The 21,715-nt window shown below is 73.5% G+C and carries 14 protein-coding genes; 9 read left to right on the top strand and 5 right to left on the bottom strand.

Annotated elements, in window-relative coordinates:
- Positions 1 to 40: 40 nt before the first annotated feature.
- The 3 genes from AB0J33_RS08240 to AB0J33_RS08230 all read right to left on the bottom strand — a co-directional run bounded on the left by AB0J33_RS08240 (position 41) and on the right by AB0J33_RS08230 (position 4,357).
- Positions 41 to 1,501: a hypothetical protein gene (locus AB0J33_RS08240; RefSeq protein ID WP_363611227.1), complete on the bottom strand. Its 1,461-nt coding sequence runs from the start codon at positions 1,499 to 1,501 to the stop codon at positions 41 to 43.
- Complete coding sequence (locus AB0J33_RS08235) at positions 1,498 to 3,351, bottom strand: dynamin family protein (protein ID WP_363611384.1); 1,854 nt, start codon at positions 3,349 to 3,351, stop codon at positions 1,498 to 1,500. Before AB0J33_RS08235 ends, AB0J33_RS08240 begins: the two co-directional genes overlap by 4 nt.
- Positions 3,352 to 3,466: 115 nt before the next feature.
- Complete coding sequence (locus tag AB0J33_RS08230) at positions 3,467 to 4,357, bottom strand: IniB N-terminal domain-containing protein (protein ID WP_363611225.1); 891 nt, start codon at positions 4,355 to 4,357, stop codon at positions 3,467 to 3,469.
- Positions 4,358 to 4,724: 367 nt separating this feature from the next.
- On the opposite strand from AB0J33_RS08230, the gene AB0J33_RS08225 reads away from it, so the two are divergent.
- The 6 genes from AB0J33_RS08225 (at position 4,725) to AB0J33_RS08200 (ending at position 12,023) form a co-directional block, all read left to right on the top strand.
- Positions 4,725 to 5,921, top strand: coding sequence for an Hsp70 family protein (locus AB0J33_RS08225; protein ID WP_363611223.1), 1,197 nt, complete (start codon positions 4,725 to 4,727; stop codon positions 5,919 to 5,921).
- A 5-nt stretch (positions 5,922 to 5,926) separates the two neighbouring features.
- Positions 5,927 to 8,491 (top strand): LuxR C-terminal-related transcriptional regulator, encoded by a 2,565-nt coding sequence (locus tag AB0J33_RS08220; RefSeq protein ID WP_363611221.1) that lies wholly within the window; start codon positions 5,927 to 5,929, stop codon positions 8,489 to 8,491.
- Complete coding sequence (locus AB0J33_RS08215) at positions 8,488 to 10,407, top strand: nitrate- and nitrite sensing domain-containing protein (protein ID WP_363611220.1); 1,920 nt, start codon at positions 8,488 to 8,490, stop codon at positions 10,405 to 10,407. The genes AB0J33_RS08220 and AB0J33_RS08215 overlap by 4 nt, the downstream gene beginning before the upstream one ends.
- Positions 10,404 to 10,853 carry a roadblock/LC7 domain-containing protein gene (locus AB0J33_RS08210; protein WP_363611218.1) on the top strand — a complete coding sequence of 150 codons (450 nt, stop codon included), beginning with the start codon at positions 10,404 to 10,406 and terminating at the stop codon, positions 10,851 to 10,853. Before AB0J33_RS08215 ends, AB0J33_RS08210 begins: the two co-directional genes overlap by 4 nt.
- Complete coding sequence (locus AB0J33_RS08205) at positions 10,828 to 11,211, top strand: DUF742 domain-containing protein (protein ID WP_363611382.1); 384 nt, start codon at positions 10,828 to 10,830, stop codon at positions 11,209 to 11,211. The genes AB0J33_RS08210 and AB0J33_RS08205 overlap by 26 nt, the downstream gene beginning before the upstream one ends.
- 74 nt (positions 11,212 to 11,285) lie before the next feature.
- On the top strand, positions 11,286 to 12,023 hold the full coding sequence (locus AB0J33_RS08200) for a cellulose binding domain-containing protein (protein ID WP_363611216.1): 738 nt from the start codon (positions 11,286 to 11,288) through the stop codon (positions 12,021 to 12,023).
- A 241-nt stretch (positions 12,024 to 12,264) separates the two neighbouring features.
- Here AB0J33_RS08200 and AB0J33_RS08195 read toward each other — a convergent pair whose 3' ends face one another.
- Together AB0J33_RS08195 and AB0J33_RS08190 are read right to left on the bottom strand one after the other, a co-directional pair.
- The gene (locus tag AB0J33_RS08195) at positions 12,265 to 12,813 is read right to left on the bottom strand and encodes an SLATT domain-containing protein (protein ID WP_363611214.1); all 549 of its coding nucleotides are present in this window, start codon (positions 12,811 to 12,813) and stop codon (positions 12,265 to 12,267) included.
- Between the two features lies 1 nt (position 12,814).
- Complete coding sequence (locus AB0J33_RS08190) at positions 12,815 to 13,582, bottom strand: glycerophosphodiester phosphodiesterase family protein (RefSeq protein ID WP_363611212.1); 768 nt, start codon at positions 13,580 to 13,582, stop codon at positions 12,815 to 12,817.
- A 157-nt stretch (positions 13,583 to 13,739) separates the two neighbouring features.
- Between AB0J33_RS08190 and AB0J33_RS08185 the strand changes: the two genes are divergently transcribed.
- The 3 genes from AB0J33_RS08185 (at position 13,740) to AB0J33_RS08175 (ending at position 21,710) form a co-directional block, all read left to right on the top strand.
- A complete protein-coding gene (locus AB0J33_RS08185) occupies positions 13,740 to 14,120 on the top strand; it encodes a YccF domain-containing protein (protein WP_363611380.1) in 381 nt (126 codons plus the stop codon).
- A 115-nt stretch (positions 14,121 to 14,235) separates the two neighbouring features.
- Positions 14,236 to 15,084 carry an alpha/beta fold hydrolase gene (locus tag AB0J33_RS08180; RefSeq protein ID WP_363611210.1) on the top strand — a complete coding sequence of 283 codons (849 nt, stop codon included), beginning with the start codon at positions 14,236 to 14,238 and terminating at the stop codon, positions 15,082 to 15,084.
- Positions 15,081 to 21,710 (top strand): condensation domain-containing protein, encoded by a 6,630-nt coding sequence (locus AB0J33_RS08175; RefSeq protein WP_363611208.1) that lies wholly within the window; start codon positions 15,081 to 15,083, stop codon positions 21,708 to 21,710. The genes AB0J33_RS08180 and AB0J33_RS08175 overlap by 4 nt, the downstream gene beginning before the upstream one ends.
- The last annotated feature ends 5 nt before the right edge of the window (positions 21,711 to 21,715 follow it).

The following is a 21,715-nucleotide window of genomic DNA, read 5'->3' as shown; positions in this document are numbered from 1 at the left end:
CGCCGGCACGGATGGGGGCGGCCGTCACGGCCGTCCCCGTTCAGCGACCGCCCGCGACCAGCTCGGCGATCATCCCCTCGCAACTGCGGACCACGACCTGCGCACCGCGCCGCTGCGCCAGCGGGAGCAACGGATCCTCCGCGCGGTCCCGCCACCGCCACTGCGCGTCGGCGGCGACCTCCCAGAGCCGCCGCACGTCGGCCTCGTGCTCGACACCGAGCCGGGCCGCGAGGCCCACCCCGTTGCCGCCGACCAACCGCTGCGCCTCGGCGGCCAACTCCGCGTCGAACCCCAGCCTGGTGTTGCGCAGCGCCACCAGCAGGCGCAACTCCCGGAACTCGTGCGCACCGGCGAGGATCTGCTCCACCGCGCCGACCAGCTCGGCGGACCCCCGGGTGGGCTCGGCCCGCAGCAACGCCTCGACCGCGGCCAGCGCGGACCGGGCCTTGAGCGCGTCGCGACGATCGATGAAACAGCGCGTCACCGACTCGCGCAGCTCGGTGAGACCGCTGCGCCGAATGAGCTCGGCGGAGAGCTTCACCCGACTGTCGAACCCACTGCGCACCAACGTGGCCGCCAACCGGACGCCGAAGAGCCCGAACCGATCCAACAGCGCCGCACGCACCTCGGTCTCCAGCCGTACCGGCAGCTCGCCACGGAGGAAGCGGTCGGCCGAGATGAGGTGGGCGTCCAACTCCGCCCGGGGCGCCTGGGCCAGGGTCGCGAGAGCGACGAAGTCCGACTCACCGAGCATCCGGCCCGCCAGGCCGATCATCCCGCTGCACGCCACGACGTTCACGCTGAGCGCGTTCACCCTCGGGTCGCGGTAGTGCCGTCGCGCGAGCTGGCGGGCGGTGAGCAGGCCGTCGATCCGACCTCCGCCGGTCTCGTCGGCCCGGGACAAGACCATGATCACGTTGACCGGTGCGGACTGGCCGACGGCAGTGTCCCGGCCGGACTCCAACACCCGCAGGTCGCTGTCGCGACCGTCGCGGGTCAGGTACAACACCGCGTCCGAATCCCGCAGAACCCGCTCCAACACCGGCGTCCGGCCCTGCTCGACGCTGCCGCCGACCGCCGGGGTGTCGATCAGCGTGATCTGCCGCAGCGCCCGCGTCGGCCACTGCACCACGATGTCGCGCACATCCCCCGCACCCCAGCCCAGATCCACCCGCAGCCCGGTCGCCGACTTCACCACCGTCAACTCCTGCGGAGGCTGACCGGCCGGATAGGCGGTGGCGCGGGGCGTCGCCCCGTCCTCGTACCAGGTGAAGGCCCCGTCCGCCCGCTCGACCGGCGCGACCTCCTCGCCCATCAACGCGTTGAGCATCGTCGACTTGCCCGATCGCCACGGCCCGACGATGGCGATCCGCAACGGCTGCTCCAACCGGGCCACCTGATGCCGCAACTCCGCGACGGCCCGAGGATTGTCCTGGTACAGCTCGATGGCCTGGTGCAGCAACCCCCAGGCCGCCTCGTCCAGGCGCACCCCCACCGTCATGCCTGCGGCTCCAGCAGCAGCGGGGCCGAGCGGGCGCCGGTCAACTGCTGCGCCTGCTCGTACACCGCGGCCAACCGGGTCATCTTCAGCCGGATCTCGCGCTGCCGCTGCTCGCGCAGGGAGGCATCGGTGTCCGCCTCCTGCTTCGCGCTGCGGAACGACTGCACGATGGCCTCCTGAAGCTCCTCGGTGAGCCCGGTGAAGTGGTCCCGCAGCATTCGCTGCACCTGCCGGGCGGCGTCGCGGCAGTCGCGGATGATCCGGACGAAGAAGTCGTCGACATGTCGCTGGATGGCCGTCTTGACGGTCGCCTGGCGGCGACGGAGCAACTGCTTGCTCTCGTCGCGGATGCTCTTGCCGCCGAAGAGCGCCCCGATGCCGACCGAGACCGGGTTGATCATCGGCATTCCGGCCAGGGTGGTCGCCAGACCGAACATCAGCATCCCGCCGTACGAGCCCTTCATGCCGGTGAAAAGCTTCTGGCCGGTGGTGAACCGGTCGATCGTCGGCAGTTGCAGCTCCGGCAGTCGCTCACCGATGTCGTCCGGCATCGTCATCGACCAGGGCGGCAGCACGTCGTAGCCGTACCTGTCGAAGTTCGCGGCCACCCTGCGGGCGATCCAGTCGCAGCGTTGGATCAGCCACTCGTGGTTCGCCTCCGCCGCCTCCACCAGGCTGCGCTCCAGCCAGTCCTGGAAGGTGTCCCAGGCGACCAACGGATCGGCGGTGTCGAACGCCTCGTCCACCGTGCGCAGGATCTGGCGGGTCCGGTCACGGAGGTCGTACTCGATGTCGGAGAGCAGGTCGGCGATCTCGTCGTTGAGCGTGTTCTGCCATCGGGTGGAGCACCGGCGCAACTCGTCGACCTCGCGCTGCGCCGCGTGCAGCCGGGAGATCGGCCCGGACTGCTCCTCCGCCTCCTGGGTCGCCAACTCGGCGCGCAGCGGTGCGGCCAACTGCTCGACCACCGTCCGGGCCACCGTCTGCACCGCGGCTCGGGCCAGGTGGTCCGCCTTGCCGGCCAGGTCGCGTTGCAGGCGGGCGATCAGCGCGGGGAAGCCGGACTCGGCGTTGAGGCCACGGTCGTCGCCCGCCGCGGCGCGCAGACGCAACGTCGCCGAGACCGGAATCAGCGTCGCCGGTACGCCGGCCTCGGCCAGATGTTGCCGGTTGCGCTCGGCGACCGTACGCCAGTCCGCCACCAGATCGGTCTTGCTCTGCACCACCACCACGTTCGGGTGCGAACGCATCAGGTGCAGCAGCATGTTCAGCTCGGCGACCGACAACTCCCGGGTGGAGTCGGAGACCAGCAGCACGGTGTCCGCGCGGGCGGGCGCGGCGACCGAGGTGGCGGCGCCGATACCGGCGACGTCGTCGGCGCCGGGAGTGTCCACCAGCACCAGCCCGGCGCCGAGCAGGGCGCGGGGCAGTCCGATCTCGACGTACGCCGGGCCGCCGCCGGGCCGACGGCCGACCAGTCCGGCCACGCTCGCCGCGACCTGGTTGAGCGCCACCGGGGTCCGCTCGACGGTCACCTCGGCGGCGCCGGTGGGGCGACCCGGGGGCGGTGGCGGGGCCTGAGCCACCGCCGCGGCGGGGGCCTCGGCGTGCCGCACCACGGTCGGCAGGACCGTCGTACGGCCGTCGCCGACCGGGCAGGCCGGAGCGTTGATGATCGCATTGATCAGTTGACTCTTGCCCTGGTTCGGTTCACCGATGACCAGGACACGCAGCGTCGGGTCCAGCAGTTGCGCGCGCTTCTGCCGCACCGTCTGGAGCAGGTCGCCGCGATTGTGCGTAGCGCACGTGCGGGCGATCTCGTCCAGCACGTCCAACCAGATCCCGGCCATCACCGCACCAAGTGTGCGGATTTCGGCTCAATTATCAAGAGGGACCGGATGTGGAACCGGGAAGGGCCGGATCGCCCGAGACGATCCGGCCCTCCGCTCCGACCGGAAATCCGGGTCAGAGCAGGCCGCCGGTGAGACCCAGCAGCCCGTGATCGGACGAGGCGTGCGAGTCGCCGCCGAGCACACCATCGGTGGCCCCGCCGGTCACGTCGCCGACCGTGTCGGTGACACCGGGGAGGAGGCTGTCCACCTGGTGCGTCACGCCACCCACCGTCGACGGCACGTCCAGCGGCGGGACCACGCCGCCGACGACACCGTCGCCATGCCCGAGGCCCAGCCCGCTGAGGGTGTCGTCGACACCCAGGGAGCTGACGACCCCGCCGATCTGGCCGTGGGTGCCGGAGAGGACACCGCCGGTCAGGTCGCCGCCGATCAGATTCGGGTCGGTGACGCCGCCGAGCAGACCGCCCGGGTCGCCGACGGCGCCGGTGACGTCACCGAGCACCGGGTCCGCGATCGCGTCGACCGGCTGCACGACGTCGGCGTCGAGGGTGTGCGCCACGTCGGAGACACCGGCCAGGTCGGTGTCGAGGCCGTACGGCCCGACGCCCAGACCGATGCCCGGCAGCACGGTGACGCCGGCCGCGGCGGTCGACGGGTCGACCGCGATGGCGCCCAGCACACCGGCCTTGACGTCCACGCCACTGGGCGAGCTGGTGATGCTGATCTGCTGTGCCACGCTCTGCAACTGACCCACCACGTCAGTGGTGTCGGTGAGCAGCGGGTCCAGCCCGAGCTGCTCGACCGGCGAGCCCAGCGGCGCGATGCCCGCCCCCGGCGCGTAGTCGACGACCAGCGGTACGACGTCCTGCACGTCGGCGGCGGTGATGTCGGTGAGCCCCGCGCCCCGCAGCGCGCCCTCGGGGTCGAGGTCGAAGGCCGACCGCGCGTCCGGGTTCGTCAGTAGGTCGAGCACGAAGTCGTGGAGCGTCTGGTGCGAGTCCATGTGCCGGTTCTCCTCGGATGTGGCATCTGCCGGTGTCGTACGTCGAGAGTGACGCTATTGCCGGGGGCGCGCTGCGGGCATCGGGGTTCAGCCCGCATCCGGGCCGGTTGAACTAGGGGCTCCGCCACCTCGTACGTTAGGGGGACAGGGGGAAACCGTCCCGACGAGATTAGGGTCCCGACCAGGGACTGATCTCTGGTACGAACGTAGGAGCCCGCGGGGTTGGCCGGGGGTGGGTCGTCGGGCAAGCCGACGCCATCGCCACCGATCGGCCTACTCACGGGGGGAGACAGAGACGATGCCGTACGTCCTGGGGATAGACATCGGAAGCACCAACACGGCCGCCGCCGTCGCACGACGACACGGCATGACCTGGACACGTCCCGAGGCCGTCCCGCTGAGCAGCGGCTCACCCCTCATGCCCTCGGTGCTGTGCCTGGCCGAGGACGGCTCGCTGCGCGTCGGGGAGCCGGCCACCGACGACGGCAGCCGCACCACCCGGGACTTCGTCCACCGGATCGGCGACGACGTGCCCGTGCTGCTCGGCGGCGAACCGTGCGCGCCGCAGACGCTGACCGCCGAACTGGCCGCGTGGGTGGTCGAGCGGGTGCACGCCCTGGAGGGCGAAGCGGCGCAGGCGATCGTGCTCAGCCACCCGGCGGGATGGCGCCCCTACCGGCGCGACGTGCTGCACCGGGCGTTGTCGGACCTCGGCCTGCGGCACGTGACGTTGCTGCCCCGCACGGTCACGGTGGCCGAGAGTCACGCCGCTCGCGGGTTCGCGGGCAGCACGGCCGTGGTCTACGCGCTGGGGGGCAACAGCTTCGAGGCGGCGCTGGTGCGGCGCACCCCGCGCGGCACGTACGAGACGTTCGGCACCCCGCAGGGCCTCGACTCGATCGGCGGCGCCGACTTCGACGAGGCGCTGGCCGAGCATTCTCGTACCCTGCTGGCCCGGGAGTTGGCCGCGAGCGCACGCCGCGGCACCCAGGCCGCGCTGCGCGGACTGCGCGCGGAGTGCGACCGGGTCAAGCGGGTGCTGACCGTCGACCTCACGGCCGACGTGGTGCTGCCCCTGCCGAGCGGCCCGGCCCGCATACCGGTGACCCGGGCGCAGTTCGAGGCCATGATCCGCCCGACCGTGCAGGCCACCGTCGATCTCCTGCTGCGGGCCGTACGGAGCGCCGACCTGACGCCGGCGCAGCTCGACGGCGTGCTGCTGGCCGGCGGCTCCACCCGCGTTCCGCTCGTGACCGAGCTGATCAGCGCGGCCCTCCCGGTGCCGGTCGAGGTGGAGCCGGACGCCCAGTTGACCGCCGCCACCGGGGCGGCGATGGCCGCCTGCCAGGTGGTGTCCCCACGCCCGCGCCAGCCCGCGCCGGCCCGCGTTCCGGCCCCGGTCAGCGGTGCCGGGCGGGCCACCCTGCCGGCACCGCGCCGGCCTCCGCACCACACCACCGTTCCGGGGGATCCGCCACCGCGGCCCCCGGTCCGGGTCCTCCCACTGGAACTGCCGAAACCGTCCCGTCTGGCGTTGGCGCGCAGCCGGGGACGCGAAGGATGACCCCAATGATCATGAATGACCTCGCCGCACCAGGGTTGACCCTGGACAAGGGGTTGCAGTCCCTGCTGGACACGGTCACGCAGCATCCGACCGGCCCCCTCGCCATCGGCGTCACCGGGCCGGGCGGGCACGGCAAGACCGCGCTGCTCGCGGAGCTGGAACGGGTGCACCAGCGGGCCGGAAACACGGTCCGCACGACCGCCCCGGAACCGGGCGACGCCGTCGACCCCGACACGGTGGTGCTCGTGGACGACGCGCACCTGCTCGACGACGCGCGGGTCGAGGCGCTGCTGCGCCTGGTCACCGCCCGTCGACACCGGTTGGTGGTCGCGCACCGCCCGTGGCCACGGTCGGCGGCGCTCAGCGAACTGGTCGACGCCCTGCGGCGCGACGGGCAGGCCGTGCTGCTCACGCCGTTCACCCGGGAGCAGACCGCCGCCTACCTCGCCGCCATGCCCGAGCTGGCCCGCCCCGCCGACCTGGTCGACTTCGTCCACACACAGACCGCCGGCGTCCCCCGCGACGTCGAACGGCTGGCCCGCGGCCTGGCCGGCGCGGAGACCCGCGCCGGCACGACGGTCGAACCACCCCGGTCCGTCGTCCTCGAATTCGGCCCGGACCTGGACGTGCAGCCCACCCCGGTACGACGACTGCTGCTCGCCGTCGCGGCCGGCGGGGCACTGCCGGTGAGCATGCTCGGCGCCCTGCTCGGTCGGGACCCGGCCGGGGTGGACGAGCTGATCGCCACCACCAGGGCCGCCGGGCTGCTCGGCGCCGACGGCCGGCTCGCGCCGATCGTTCGGCGGGCCGTCGCGACACTCAGCCCGACCACCGACCGGACGGCGATCTGGCGCCAGCTCACCGAGTTGCAACTGGCCCGGGGTGGCGCGGTGCTGCCGCTGGTCCGCTCCCTGCTCGCGGTCGGCGCGCTCGGGGACTGCCCGGCCTCGACCCTGGCCGCCGCCGCGAACGAGGCGCTCGCCGACGAGCCGGCGTTCGCCGCCGAGTTGTTCGCGGCGGCCACCGCGGCCGGACGGCCACCCAACGCCCAGCAGGCGCTGGCCGCCGCCCTCGCCGGTGACCTCGACGACGCCCTGCGGCTGGCGGACCGACTGCTGGCCACGGCCGCTCCCCCGGAACGCGCCGAGGCGGCCGTGGTCGCCGCCACCGCCCTGGCCCACCGTGGTCACGTCGGGCGCAGCGTCGAGCTGTTCCGCTGGTCGGGCACCGCGTCGGCGGCGGCGTTCGCCATCGTCGGCGGGCTCGCCACCGGCGACCCGGGCGCCACCGGCGAGTCACCGGCGGGTGACCCGGCGGGCGAACCACCGACCCTGCACGCCAGCGCCGCCCGACTGATGGCCAACGGGGTACGCGAGAGCGTGACCGGCCCGCCGACCGCCGCGCTCTCCGCGTTGGTGCAGGCCGCGGCGCTGCTGGAGCCGGACGGACGAGCGGCGCTGCTGCCGGACAGCCCGGCGGCCCTCGCCGCGTTGACCGCGGTCCACTGCGGTGAGCTGGAGATCGCCGAGCGGGTGCTGCACCGAGCGCTGGGCGCCGGTGTCGGCGGCCCGCTGATGGCTCGCCGTCACCGACTGTTGCAGGCGTGGATCCTGATGGTCCGTGGCGAGATCCACGCTGCCACCGAGCGCCTCGCCACGGTGACGCTCGACGGGCGTCAGCTGGAGTCGCGCGACCTGCTCTTCGCCGCCGCGATCCGGATGGGCATCGGCCGGCGCAACAGCGACCTCGGGGCGCTCAAGCGTGGCTGGGGGCAGGCGCTGGAGGCGGTGGTGCGGCACCCGGTCGACCTGTTCACCCTGCTGCCACTGGGTGAGCTGGCCATCGCGGGCGCGCGACTGGGTGACCTGGCCCGGCTGGAGCCGTACCTGCACCAGGCGCGTGCACTGCTGGACCGCCTCGGCAACCCGCCACTGTGGAGCGTCCCGCTGCACTGGAGTGGCCTGCACGCCGCCATCCTGACCGGCGAGCCGACGGTCGCCGACGAACACGTCGCGGCGCTGATCGCCGCCGCGGGCCACAGCCGGTACGCGGCCGTGGTCGCCGCCGCCGCGGAGAGCTGGGTGGAGGTGCTCCGCGGGGTCGTCGACCCGGTCCGGGTCGAGGCCGCCGCCCGGGGGCTGCACGACACCGGGTTGTGCTGGGACGGCGCCCGCCTCGCCGGGCAGGCCGCCATCCGCACCGCGGACCGCCGGGCGATGACCACCCTGCTCGAGTGCGCCCGCGCGTTGCAGGGGCGCCCGCCCGGCGGCCACGACGGGCAGACCCCGACAGCCGGCGCCAGCACGGCACGGGCCACCGGCCCCACCCAACAGGGGCTCAGCGACCGCGAGTACGAGGTCGCCGAGCTGGTCCTGGCCGGGTTGACCTACCGGGAGATCGGCGACCGGCTCTTCATCTCGGCCAAGACCGTCGAACACCACGTGGCGCGGATGCGCAACCGGCTGAACTGCGCCAACCGCACCGAGCTGCTGGCGCTGCTGCGCACCCTCGTCGCCGACCGGGCCAGCGACACGGCCGGGCAACCCTGGCCGCAGCGGGCGAGCCGATGACGCGTACCGACGTTCGGCTGATCCGGACCAGGCTGGCCGTGCTGGCCGCCGTGCTGATCACGCTCTGGTCGTACGCGGCCTACGTGTCCAGCCAGGACGCCGTCGACCTGCTGCGCGTACGGGCACTGGCGGACACGCTGGGTCAGCCCATCGACCGCCTGATCCTGGGTCTACAGACCGAACGCCGGATCACCGCCGAGACGATCGCCGGGGCGGGGCAGCCGACACCGGCGCTGCTCGGGGCGCGCGCGGGCACTGACCGGGCCGCCACCGAGATCCGCGCGTTCACCGAGGGCCGCGACCTGCGGCTGCTCAGCGCCGGCAGCGTCCGCGACCGGGCCGCCGAGCTGGTCCGGCGGCTCGACGGGCTGGGCACCACTCGATCCCGGGTGGACACCGGGCGGCTCGACCAGGCCGCGGCGGTCGCCGGGTACGACGAGGTGATCGACGTCGCCTTCCGGGTGTACGGCCCGGAGTGGGGCGCGTACGAGAGCGGCCTGGCCGCCGACACCCGCGCCGTGATCGCGCTGGCCCGCGCCCGAGAGTTGTTGGCCCGGGAGGACACCCTGGTCAGCGCGGCGCTGACCGGTGCACGGCTCGACGTCGACGAGCGGCGTCGGCTGACCGCGCTGGTCATCAACCAGCGGTACGCGCACGCCGAGGCGGCGGCCGGGCTCCCGGACGAGCACCAGCGACTCGCGGACGGCCCCGAGTTCGCCGCCCTGCTCGCGCTGGAGGACCGGCTGCTGGTCCAGGCGGACACCGCGAACGCCCTGTCCGGTCTCACCGTCGAAGGCTGGCGGGCCGCGGCGGACGCCGCCCTCGGCGCGCTACAGACGCTGGTGACCAGCACCGCCCGCAGCAGCGTCGAGCGGGCCACGCCGGGCGCCGCGGTGCTCGTCGCGCGTACCGGGGCGGTGGTGGGGCTCGGCCTCATCGTCGTGCTCGTGCTCCTGTTCAGCTGGGCCGGCACCGTACGACGCCTCACCGACGAGCTGACCAGGCCGTACGCCGAGCCCCTGGCTCCGGTACGGGACGCCCCGGCGCCGACCGACGGCGCCGAGCGGGAGCTGTTCCTGGGGCTGACCCGGCGCAACCAGGTTCTGCTGCGCGAGCAGCTCAGCCTGCTGGACGGGATGCAACGTCGGGAACGGTCCGCCGAGGAGACCAACGAGCTGTTCCAGCTCGACCACCTCACCACCCGGATCCGCCGCAACGTGGAGAAACTGATCACCCTGGCCGGCGCGACACCCGCCCGCCGCTGGCGACGCCCGGTGCCCCTGCTCGACGTCGCACGGGGAGCGGTCGCCGAGGTACCGGACTATCACCGGGTCCTGATCGCGCCGCACTGGCCCTGGTCGCTGGCCGGCCCCGCCGTCACGGACGTCATCCACCTGCTGGCGGAGCTGATCGAGAACGCGCTGGCCTGCTCCGCGGCGGACACCACCGTCCGGGTCAGCGGCGAGCACCGGCCGCAGGGGTGCGCCGTCCTGGTCCTCGACGACGGACCCGGCCTGGACGCCTCCGCGCTGGCCGAAGCGAACCACCTGCTCGGCAACCCGCCACCGGACGGCCCGCCCACCGGAGCGTCGGGGTGGTACGCCGTCGCCGTCCTGGCCGGCCGCTGCGGCGCGCACGTGTCGCTGCGTCGCAGCCAGCGCGGCGGAACGGCCGCGATCGTGCTTCTGCCGGCCCGGCTGGTCACGGTCACCGACGCCGGCCGGGCACCGGCCGCCGCAGCACCTGACACCCCGCACCCACCGGCCCGCACCGGCGCCGACCTACCTGACCCGAGCGGCGACGGCGCGCTGCCGACGCGGGTCCGCCACACCGGGCCGATCGGCCCGGGACACGGCAGGACCAGCCTCGACACGGTCGAGTTGCCAGTCGCGAAAACAGCAAGGAGACATCAATGACGTCTGCAGTGGTCACCGAGGACGGCCTGACCGACGCCCTGAACCGCCTGGTCGACCGGGTGCACGGCGCGGAGTTCGCCGTCGTCCTCTCGCCGGACGGGTTGCCGCTCGGCGGCTCCCGACGGGTGGAGGCGAAGCTTGCCGAGCAGATCTCCGGCGTGGTCGCCGGCCTGATCGCGTTGGGGCTGGCCGCCACCCGGGTCTGCGAGGCGGGTCGGCTGCGCCAGATCGTGGTGCAGATGTCGCGGGCGTTCCTGTTCATCGCCACCATCCCGAACGGGACCATCCTCACCGTGCGGATCGCCGGTGACGACGTCGAGGTCGGCGACATGGCGTACGAGGTGGCGCTCTTCGTGGGGCAGGCCGAGCAGCACCTGCCGATCACTCTGGGACCGGCCTCGTCGGTGACGATCGGGGACACTGGTGCTCACCAGCGGCACCCCTGACGAGGCGTGGTACGACGACGACGCGGGGCCGGTCGCCCGTCCCTACACCATGACCGGTGGGCGCACCGCGCCCACACGCGGCCAGTTCGACCTGATCTCACTGGTGGTCGCCCGGCGGGGTGTCACGCCCCGCACACCGCTCTTCCCTGAACAGGCGCGGATCGTCGAGCTGTGTCACCATCCAGTGTCGGTGGCTGAGGTCGGTGCCGAGTTGGACCTTCCGGTGGGGACCGTCCGGGTGCTGCTCGGCGACCTACTCGCGGCCGGGTTGATCGAGACGCACCAACCGCCGATGCTGTCGGAGCTGCCGACCGAGGATCTGCTTGAGGCGATACTCGTCGGGCTTCGCGCTCTGTGACCGGGCAGGTGCCAAGCGCGACCCGGACGGATCGGGGTCGCGCACCCGGCGACGAACTGAAGGAGAAACAGGCAGTGCCGGCAACACCATCCCAACCACGCCGTACCGTGGCGATCATCCTGCTGGATCGGGTCGTGGCCCTCGTCACGGCCACACGGCGGGTGCTCACCGGTCGGGAGGACGTCTCGCGGGCCACCTGGGTGGCCGTCCTCGCGGCGCTGGGGGTGCTGATCGCGACGGCCGTGTCCGTCGTCGGGGTGCTGCGTACGCCGGAGAAGCTGACCCCGGTGACCCTGGACCCGCCGCCGTCGACGGAGCAGGTGGGCACGTCGCCGCCCGGTACGCCCCGGGCGCAGGCGCGACCGGCGCTCACCAGCCCGGCGGCGCCCGCTCCCCCGCCCGCCTCGGCCGCCTCCGTCCCACCGGCAGTCGCGGCGTCGACTAGGCCCACACCGACCGGTACGACCGCCGCGCCCACCCCGGCGGCCCTGAACGCCGACTTCGCCGTCGCGGACAACGCGCTGCTCAGTTACGGCGCGGTCGTGACGATCAACAATCCCGGGTCGGTCCCGGCGGCACAGTGGACGTTGGTCGTCACCCTGCCCCGAGAGTCGCTGGGGATCAGCGGGGTCGAGGGCGCACGGGCCAGCCGGGACGGCGCGGTGTGGACGTTCGTGCCGGACGGCGAAGCCGGTCAGGTGCCGGGCAGCGCCTCGCTCCGGGTGACGTTCCGGGTCAACGGCTCGTTGACCGGATCGGCTCCCAAGGCGTGCACCATCGACGGGGTCGCCTGCGCCGGTCTGCCGAACTGACCGGCCGCGCGGTGCGCGGCCTGCCAGTCGAACCCGGGGCCGTACACCCGTCGGACTTCCCCACAGCCGGACGAGGCCGTAGGCGGCGATGCCGACCGGTCCGGCGATCACATAGTGCGCAGCGCGTCTCATGCCCGCCGTCATCGGGGCGTCGGCGTCCGTCCGGCCTGCGGGAGCTTCCGCCGCGTAGCCCTGGGTTCCGGCTCAGGTCTCCCATGGGCCCTGAGTGACCGGGCGCCGGTCAGGGGCGGAACGGCCTGCCGGCCAACGCGGAGTCCTCCGGGAAGGCCAACGAGCTGAAGAACTTCTCCGTCTCGGCACCGCGAATGCTCTCGATCTTCGCCAACAGCGCTTCGGTCGCCTCGTAGGCCCGCTGCTCCCGCTCGGCTGGGTCGGTGGTCGCCTCGGCACGGCCGAACGCGAGTCTCCACTGGTTGCTGGCCTCGATGAGCCCGAAATGGGTACGCCGCAGCAGCGCCCACATCTGATCCCACTGATAAAAGGTCCGTAGTGCGGTGGCGGTCGCGATGACGACGCCCGAGACCGCGATTACCAGATTCTTACCCGGATAGCTGAAGCCGGCCAGCAGCGGCAACGACGCACTGACGACGATGACCAGGATGCCGGTGGAACGGAACAGTCGACGGTGCCATTTCGCCCGCCAGTCGTAATGGTCCCTGAGTTTGTCGACGCTGTCCTGTGCCAGGGCGCGATAGACCTGTAACGGATCGCCGGGAGCCCCGTTCTGCGACTCGGCGAGCAACCCGCTCTGTCCTCGGTCAACAGACACGTCACGATGCTAGGTGCTGCCCATGCGACGGTCTATAGCCCGAGAATACGATGTTGTCGGAGTATTGACGGGCGAAAGTCTCCTGCTCCGGTGAAGCGACCGGCCAGGCGATCACCGGAACACCGCGCCGACGCCACCACGCCGTCAGACCGGACGGAAACGCGTCCACCTCGTACGCCAGAAAATCAGGTCGGGTGACCAGGTTGCTGACCATACTGCGGCCCACCATCCGGGTCAGCGGCCCGGCGGTGCGCAGCAGTCCGCAGATGCGCCCCACCGGAACCCGGCGATGCGGCGCCATCTTCCGCACCGCCATCCGCAGCGCCGCCACCAGCAACGGGTCGAAGGATTCGACGGCGTACCTCCCCGAATAGTCGGCGGTCTGCCGCAGCACCTCGTCGACGAGATCGAAGTTGAGCCCGAGCATCGGCCGTTTCAACTCGATCAGCAGGGGCACCCGTCCGGCGACCCGATCCAGCACCTGCGACAGCGTGGGCACGACCTGGTCGGTGCCGAGCAACCTGAGCCGTTGCCGATCGGCCGGCGTCAGCGCCGCGGTGTCGATCGCCGCACCGGTGAGCGCCGTCAATTCGTAGTCGTGCACGACCACGAGCTCACCGGAGCGGGTGAGCTGCACGTCCAACTCGCAGGCGTAACCCGCGTCGGCAGCCGCCTCGAACGCCGCGAGCGAATTGGCGGGTCGATCGTCGCCGGTCAGTCCACGGTGCGCGATCGGGATGTCGAGCAACCAGCGGTCGTCGGACGCCACACGTTCCTCCTGAGCTTCCGAGACCGGGCTGCCACACGCCGGAACGGGCCGCGCGGAAAGGTTTTCGCGTACCTTACAGCGGTCGGCCCCACGGCGACGGCGGGCGACGTACCCGGCCCCGGACCGGCCGGTGGCGAGCATGTTTCATGCTGGAATGGTGATCCGTTTCGTACTGAACGTGCTGTGGCTCGTGTTCGGCGGTGGCATCGTGCTGGCGGTCGGTTACGGCATCGCCGCACTGATCTGCTTCGCCCTGGTCATCACCATTCCGTTCGGTGTCGCGTCGCTGCGCCTCGCCGTCTACTCGCTGTGGCCGTTCGGCCGCACCCTGGTGCCCAAGCCGGGCGCGGGTGTCGGTTCCGGTGTGGCCAACATCCTCTGGGTGGTGCTGGCCGGATGGTGGCTCGCGCTCTCCCACATCCTCGCCGGCATCGCCCTCTGCGTGACGATCATCGGGATCCCGTTCGGCATCGCGAACTTCAAGCTCGTACCGGCCGCGTTCTGGCCGCTCGGCCGCGAGGTCGTCGAGGCACCGTGACCCACTCCGGCCCGGTCCACAGCGGACCGGTTCCGGTCACCCGCAGCACACACCGCAGCTAACCCTCATCCGACGCTAAGACCGCCGTCACGGGTCGTTCCTAGCGTGTGCGGGCATGGCGACACCACCCGTCGTCGCCGTGCTGAGCAGGAACGGGGTTCGCATGCCACCGCCGACGTCCGCCACCCGACCGACAGGTGCCGCCGCCTGGTTGAGCTGCGCCGCGCCGCGGCCGGCCGCCCGACTGCGGCTGGTCTGCCTCCCGTACGCCGGCGCCGGCGCCGGCGCGTACCTGCCCTGGCCGACGCTGCTCGGCGACGACGTCGAGGTGTGGACCGCGCAGCTGCCCGGCCGCGAGCGCCGGATGGCCGACCCGCCGCTGAGCACGATGGCCGACCTGGCACCCCCGCTGGTCGACGCGATCGTCGAACGGGTGCCGGCCCCGTACGCGATCTTCGGGCACAGCATGGGCGCCCTCATCGGGTACGAGCTGGCCACCCGCCTCGTCGCCCGGGGCGGCCCGGCACCGCAGCGACTGGTGGTCTCCGCGGCGCGCCCGCCGCAGGACAACGCACCGATCGGTACGGCGTACCGCCTCGACGACGCGATGCTGACCCGGTGGATGGGTGACCTCGGCGGGGTGCCCGACGAGGTGTTCGCCGACCCGGACCTGCTGGCGCTGATCCTGCCCACCCTACGAGCCGACCTGACCGTCGTGGCGTCGTACCGACCGAGCACGGTGACGCCTCTGCCGCTGCCCGTGGACGCGGTGGCGGCGGCCGACGACCCGCTGATCAGCCCGGACGACATGGCCGGCTGGGCCGCCTGCACCACCGCCGGGTTCTCGCTGACCGTCGTGCCCGGGGGCCACCTCTACCTGAACGACTCTCCTCCCCCGCTGGCCCGCCTGCTCGCCGGAACCCCGGCGACGCGGGGCACGGACGTCGAGGGGGGCACCCGGTGAGCCAGGACCTGCACCCGGATCTCGCCGGCCTCACCCCGCAACAGCGGGAGTTGCTGGCCCTGCGACTGCGCCAGGCCCGTGCGCGGCGGCCGGACGCCACCACCGCGTACCCGCTCTCCTTCACCCAGGAGCAGCTCTGGTTCCTGGACCGGCTGGAGCCCGGCACCCCGGTCTACAACGTGCCGTTCGCCGAGCGGATCACCGGCCGGCTGGACGTCGCGGCGTTGCACCGGGCGATCAACGCGGTGGTGGCCCGGCACGACGCGTTGCGCATCGTCTTCGTGCCGACCGACTCCACCGTCACCCAGCGGGTCCGCGAGGCCGTGGAGCTGCCGCTGCCGGTGGTCGACCTGACGGCCCTGCCGCCGTCGCAACGGCAAGCCGCCGCCGACCGGGAGACCGCGGCCCACGCGGCGATCCGATTCGACCTCACCACCGGCCCGCTGCTCGCGCTCCGGCTGCTCGCCCTGGCCGACAACGAGCACCTGCTGCTGGTGACCGCCCACCACATCGTCTTCGACGCCTGGTCGGCCGGGGTGTTCGTCGACGAGGTGGTGGGCTGGTACGGCGAGTTCGCCGGTGACGCCCCGGCCGGGCTTGCGGCACTGCCCACCCGGTTCGTCACGCACGTCGCCGCCCGCCGCCGGCCGGAGGCCGAACGTGAACTCGCCGGACACCTGGCGCACTGGCGGGAGCGGCTCGCCACCGCGCCGGCCCGCTCGACGCTGCCGCCGGACCGCCCCCGGCCGCCGGTGCAGACCCACCGGGGCCGCAGCCTGCCCTTCACGGTCGACGCCGAGACGACGGCGGCGCTGGGCGGGCTGGCCCGGTCGGCCGGCGTGACCGTCAACGCGGTCGTCCTGGCCGGGCTCAGCGCCCTGTTGCGGCAGGCCACCGGTCAGGACGACCTGCTGCTCGGCATGCCCGCCGCCGGGCGGGCGAGCACCGACCTGGAACCGCTGATCGGTTGCTTCGCCAGCATGGTGGTGCTGCGGGTGGACGCGACCGGCGACCCGACGGTGCGGGAGTTGGCCCGCCGGGTCCACCGCACCGTCAGCGAGGCGTACGCCCACCAGGAGGCCCCGTACGCGCGGGTGGTGGAGGAGGTCCGCCCGGTCCGCGACCCGAGCGTGAACCCACTGTTCCAGGTGCTGGCCACGATGACCGATGGCGGCGTGGCACAGCGACAGGCGGCCGGCGTCACCTTCACGCCGGTGGCCGCCGAGAACGGCCTCACCGACTTCGACCTGTTCGTCAGCCTGACCGCGCACGGCGACCGGATCGAGGGCGCGGTCGACTTCAACGCCGACCTTTACCTCGACGAGACGATCGCCGCGACGGTGGGCCGTCTACCGGAGTTGCTGTGCGCCATGGCGGACGCCCCGCAGCGGCCGTTGTCGCAGGTGCCCGGGCTGCGCCGGCAGCGGATCGCGCTGGCCGCCACGTTCACCGTCGACCCGGTGCGCGACCCGGTGGAGTTCTGGCTGCGCTTTCTGCGGGTGCCCGCCTCGGTCGAGCTGGTCGGCTACGGGCAACTGGTGGCGCACCTGCTCGCCGGGCCGCCGGCCGACGCGACCGTGTGCCTGCTGCGTTGGGAGGACTGGCTACGCCGGCAGGACCGCGACGCCGGGGAGGCGACCCTGGACGCCGCGATGGACGACCTTGCGGCGGCGGTGGCGGCGTACCGGCGGCGAAGCGAGGCCCCGCTGCTGCTGGTGGTCTGCCCCGCATCGTCGGGTGTGGACCGACGCCGGTCGGACGGTCGGCTCGACGACCGACTGAGCGTACTGGCCGCACAGACGCCGGGCGTGCACGCGGTCTGGGCCGCCGACCACGCGGACAGGTACCCGGTCAGCGAGGTGGGCGACGAACGCGCCGACGAGCTGGGGCACGTGCCGTACACCGGCGAGTACTTCGCGGCGCTGGGCACGATCCTGGTACGCGAGCTGCGCCGGGCCGCCGGTCAGCCGCACCGACAGGTGCTGGTCGACGGTGCTCGACTGCCGGTCGAGCGGCTCGCCGAGGCGCTGCCCGGCCACCAGGTGCGCGCCTGCCCGCCCGACGGCCTGGCCGCCGCGCTGGCCGACGCCGACCCGGCGAGCACGGTGGTGCTCGACACCGACCCGGAGACGGTGGCGGCGCTTCGGCGCGACAACCCGGACGTGGTGGCGCTCACGGTGCCCGCCGGGTGGGACGAGGCGCGCCGATTCCTCGCCCACGTCTGGCCGCTGGACCCGCCCGGCCCGCAGACCCACAGCGAACTGGCCGCGCCGATCGGGCCGGAGCGGGCCGCGTACCTGATCGAGGGATTGAGCACGGCCGCCGCGGTGGCCGAGCGGAGTCGACCCGCACCGACCCGGACGGCCGGCCCGGACGACGCGGAGACGGTCGCGCCGCGCACCCCGACCGAGCAGCGACTGGCCGACCTGTGGGCCAGCGCGCTCGGCGTCGACCAGGTGGGGGTGACGAGCGACTTCTTCCGCCTCGGCGGTCACTCCCTGCTCGCCACCCACCTGCTGTCCCGGGTGCAGGCCGAGTTCGGCCGGGAGGTGTCGCTCTACACGCTGTTCACCAACCCGACCGTGGCCGCGCTGGCGGCGCTGCTGGACGCCGACGACACCGACACCACCGCGCTCGCCCCACTGACCCCCGCCGCGCCCGGCACACCCGCCGTCGCGTCGTCGGCGCAGGTCCGGCTCTGGGCCCTCGACCAGCTCGGCGACGACGTGGTCCGGCACAACACCACCGCCGCGCTGGAGCTGCGCGGCGACCTCGACGAGGCGGCGCTGCGCCGGGCGCTGAACGACGCGCTGGCCCGACACGAGGTGCTGCGGACCACCTTCCGGGATCGGGGCGGCGAGCCGGAGCCGGTGGTGCGGCCGTACCTGGACCCGTGGCTGGAGACGCTGGACCTGACCGGGCTGCCGACGGCGAAGCAGGCCCGCGCGCTGCGGCGGGCGGCCGGCGACCTGGCCGCCCACCGGTACGACCTGGCCGCCGGCCCGCTGCTGCGGGCCCGCCTGGTCCGGCTGCCCGAGCACCGCTGGCACCTGCTGCTCGGGATGCACCACATCGTCTGCGACAACACCTCGTGGAGCATCCTGCTCGACGAGGTCGCCACCCGGTACGCGCACCACGCCACCGGCGCCGACGGGCCGCTGCCGCCGCTGCCGGTGCAGTTCGCCGACTACGCCCGCCACCAGCGCGACTGGTTGACCTCGACCGAGGTCGAGCCGCACCTGACGTACTGGCGGGATCGGCTGCGGGACGCGCCGACCCTGCTGGAGCTGCCCACCGACCACCAGCGCCCCGAGGAGCGCTCCGACGCGGCCGGCTACCAGTCCCAGCGGTTGGCCACCGGTCTCGGGGCGGCCGTGCGAGAGGTGGCCCGCGCCGAGGGCGTCACCCCGTTCGCCGTCCTGCTGGCCGGCTTCGCCGCCCTGCTGCACGCCGAGAGCGGTCAGTCCGACCTGGTGCTCGGCGTGCCGACGGCGGGCCGGGAACGGGCCGAACTCGCCCCGCTGATCGGCTGCTTCGCCGACCTGCTGCCACTGCGGGTCGACGTGGCCGGGCGGCCCACGTTCCGTCAACTGGTGGCTCGGGCGTACCGGACGGCGCGGGAGGCGTACCGGCACCAGGGGTTGCCGTTCGCGTCCATCGTGGAGGCGCTGGGCCTGCCCCGGCAGGCCGCGCACCACCCGCTGTTCCAGTGCGTGCTGAACGTCATCGACGGCCCCGACGAGGTGCCGCGGTTCGCCGGGCTGACCGCCACCGGTGTGGAGGTGCCGAGCGTCGGGGTCGACTTCGACCTGTTCCTCAGTCTCAGCTGGCAGGGCGACGAGTTGCACGCCGACCTGGCGTACCGCGCCGACCTGTTCGCACCGGAGCGGATGGTCCGGCTGCTGACCGGGCTGGGGCGGGTGCTCGACGACGGGGTGCGGCGACCGGACCAGCCGATCGTCGGAGCGGCCCGACCCGTGTCGGCCGCTCGACGGACCACGCCGACGGCGCCCCGCCTGGTGGTGGGCGGCACGGTCGAGCTGCCCGAGCTGGCGGCGACCGTCCGCTTCTGGACGCGACTGCTCGGCCTGCCGCACGTCCTCGGCCAGCTACCCTCCGGGGCGCTGCTGCGGCTGCTGCGCGACCCGGTCGCCGGCCTCGCGACCTCCGCCCGCGATCGGAACGTGCTGGTGCTGAGCTGGGCGGACCGGCTGCCGCCCGGTCCGCTCGGCGCGGCGGTCGGCGGGCTGCGTGACTTCCACGCGGAGCTGCTGGCGGCGGTGGACGCCTACCGCGCCTGGAGCGCCGCCCCGCTGACGATCGCGGTCTGCCCGGCCACTCCTGCCTACCGGACAGCACCGTGGGACGCGCTCTTCACCGAGCTGACCGGGGGGCTGCGCGACGCTCGGCCCGGTCTCGACGTGGTGTCGGTCGAGGCGTGGGCGCGCCGCTACCGGGTGCCGGAGCTGAACGCCGGCGACGCGTGGTCGCCGGAACTCGCCGTGGTCGCCGGGACCCTCCTGGTACGCCGCGCGGTGCGGCATCCGGCGCTGCGCCGGCTGGTCGTACCGGCCGGGCCGACGTCGCGGCAGGCGGAGCTGGCCCGGCTGCTCGCCGCCCAGGCCCGGACCGGGCGCGAGGTGCTGCTCAGTTCGACGCCGCAGGCCCCGGAGCTGTCCGCGCTGCTCGCCGCCGACATCATCAGGTACGCCCCGACGCCGCCCGTCGACGCGACCACGCTGCTCCTGCACCCGGCCACCGAACCCGGCCCCCCGGACACCCTGGCGCTGCCGTTCGACCCGGAGACCGGGCCGGCGCCGGTGCTGCGCGGCCTCTGGTCGCTCGACAGCGCCGGCACGAGCGATGCCGCCCGGTCCACGGACACCGACGAGCCGGTCGACCGGATTGCGCCGGGTCTGCTGGCCGAGGTGGCCACCGAGCTGGCCGACGCGGCGGCGGTGCGGGTCGCCGTCGCCGACGGGTACCGGCGGTCCGCCGACCGGGCCGCCGCCGCCCCGCGTACCGAGCGGGAACGGCAGCTCGTAACGATCTGGTCGGAGTTGCTGCGCACCAACCAGCTCGGCATCCACGACGACTTCTTCGCCGTCGGCGGCGACTCGCTGCTCGCCATGCAGTTGGTGGCCCGCTGCGCGACGGTCGGCATCGACGTCACGCCCCGTCAGCTGGTCCGCCACCCCACCGTCGCCGAGCTGGCCGCCAGCCTCGGTGAGCAGTCGGCGACCACGCTCGACGCCGAGCAGGGCGAGGTGCGCGGCGACGCGCCGCTGACCGGGGCGCAACGCTGGTTCACCGATCTGCTCGCGCCCACGATGGCCCGGCCCGCCCTGTTCAACCACCCCTACTACCTTGAGCTGGCCCGTCCGCTCCCCACCGACCTGCTCCGCGAGGCGGTACGCCGGCTGGTCGCCCAGCACGACGCGCTGCGACTGCGGTTCGTACGGCTCGCGGACGGCGGCTGGCGACAGCAGCACGCCGACCCGACCGACGCGGTCCCGTTCGTCAGCCACGACCTGACCGGCCTGCCGGCGCAGGACCGGGAGGCGGCGGTGCAGGCGCGCTGCGCCGAGGCGCAGACCTCGTTGGATCTCGAACGCGGCCCGCTGACCCGGGTGGCGCACTTCCGGCTCGGCCCGGAGCTGCCCGACCGGCTGCTGATCGTCAACCACCACCTGGTGGTGGACGCCGTGTCCCGTGGGCTGCTCCTGGCCGACCTGGAGACCCTGTGCGGCCAACTGGAACGCGCCGAGGAGCCGGTGCTGCCGCCGAAGACCACGTCCTACCGGGCGTGGGCGCGGCGGCTGGCCGAGTACGCCGGTTCGACGCGGCTCGCCGAGCAGCTGCCGTTCTGGCTGGCCCAGGCGGATGACGGTGTGCTGCGCCGACTCGCGGACGAGCCGGAGACCGGGCCGTTCCGCCTCGGTGACCTGGGCTTGGCCACCGTGACGGTGGACGAGGCGGCCACCAACGGGCTGCACGCCGCCGCGCGCCGGCTGGGGGCCAGTGTGCGGGACCTGCTGGTGTGGGCGGTGGTGGCCACCATCGCCGGGCGCACCGACGGGGGTGCGATCACCGTGGCCACCACCGGGCACGGCCGGGAGCCGCTCTTCGACGACCTGGACGTCAGCCGCACGACCGGCTGGTTCCAGGTGCTCTATCCCCTGCGGTTGCAGCTGCCCACCACCGTCGACCCGACGCGTTCGGCGCGCTCGGTGATCCGGCAGCTCGCCCGGGTGCCGGACAACGGCATCGGCTACGGGCTGCTGCGGTACCTCTGCCCCGACGAGGAGGTACGCGCCGGGTTGGCCGCGACGGCAGCGCCGACGGTCGCGGTGAACTACATGGGTGGCTTCGGGTTCGACGACGTCGCCCCGGCCAACCAACTCCTCGACGTCTGCGCGGCGCCGTTCGGGCCGACCGAGGACAGCGACGGGCACTGGCCCTTCCCCTTCGACGTGACCGGGTCGCTCACCGGCCGCCGGCTCCGCGTCGACCTGAGTTACGCCACCCCGGCCTTCCGGTCGGGGTCCGCTGAACAACTGCTCGACGGCATCCGGACCAGCCTGTTGCGCCTGGCCGGAAACCACGGGCAACCGCCACGGCAGTAGGAGGA

It is taken from the genome of Micromonospora sp. NPDC049645, assembly GCF_040675155.1.
Taxonomy (GTDB): Bacteria; Actinomycetota; Actinomycetes; order Mycobacteriales; family Micromonosporaceae; genus Micromonospora.
This window is presented reverse-complemented; position numbering and strand designations above follow the sequence as displayed.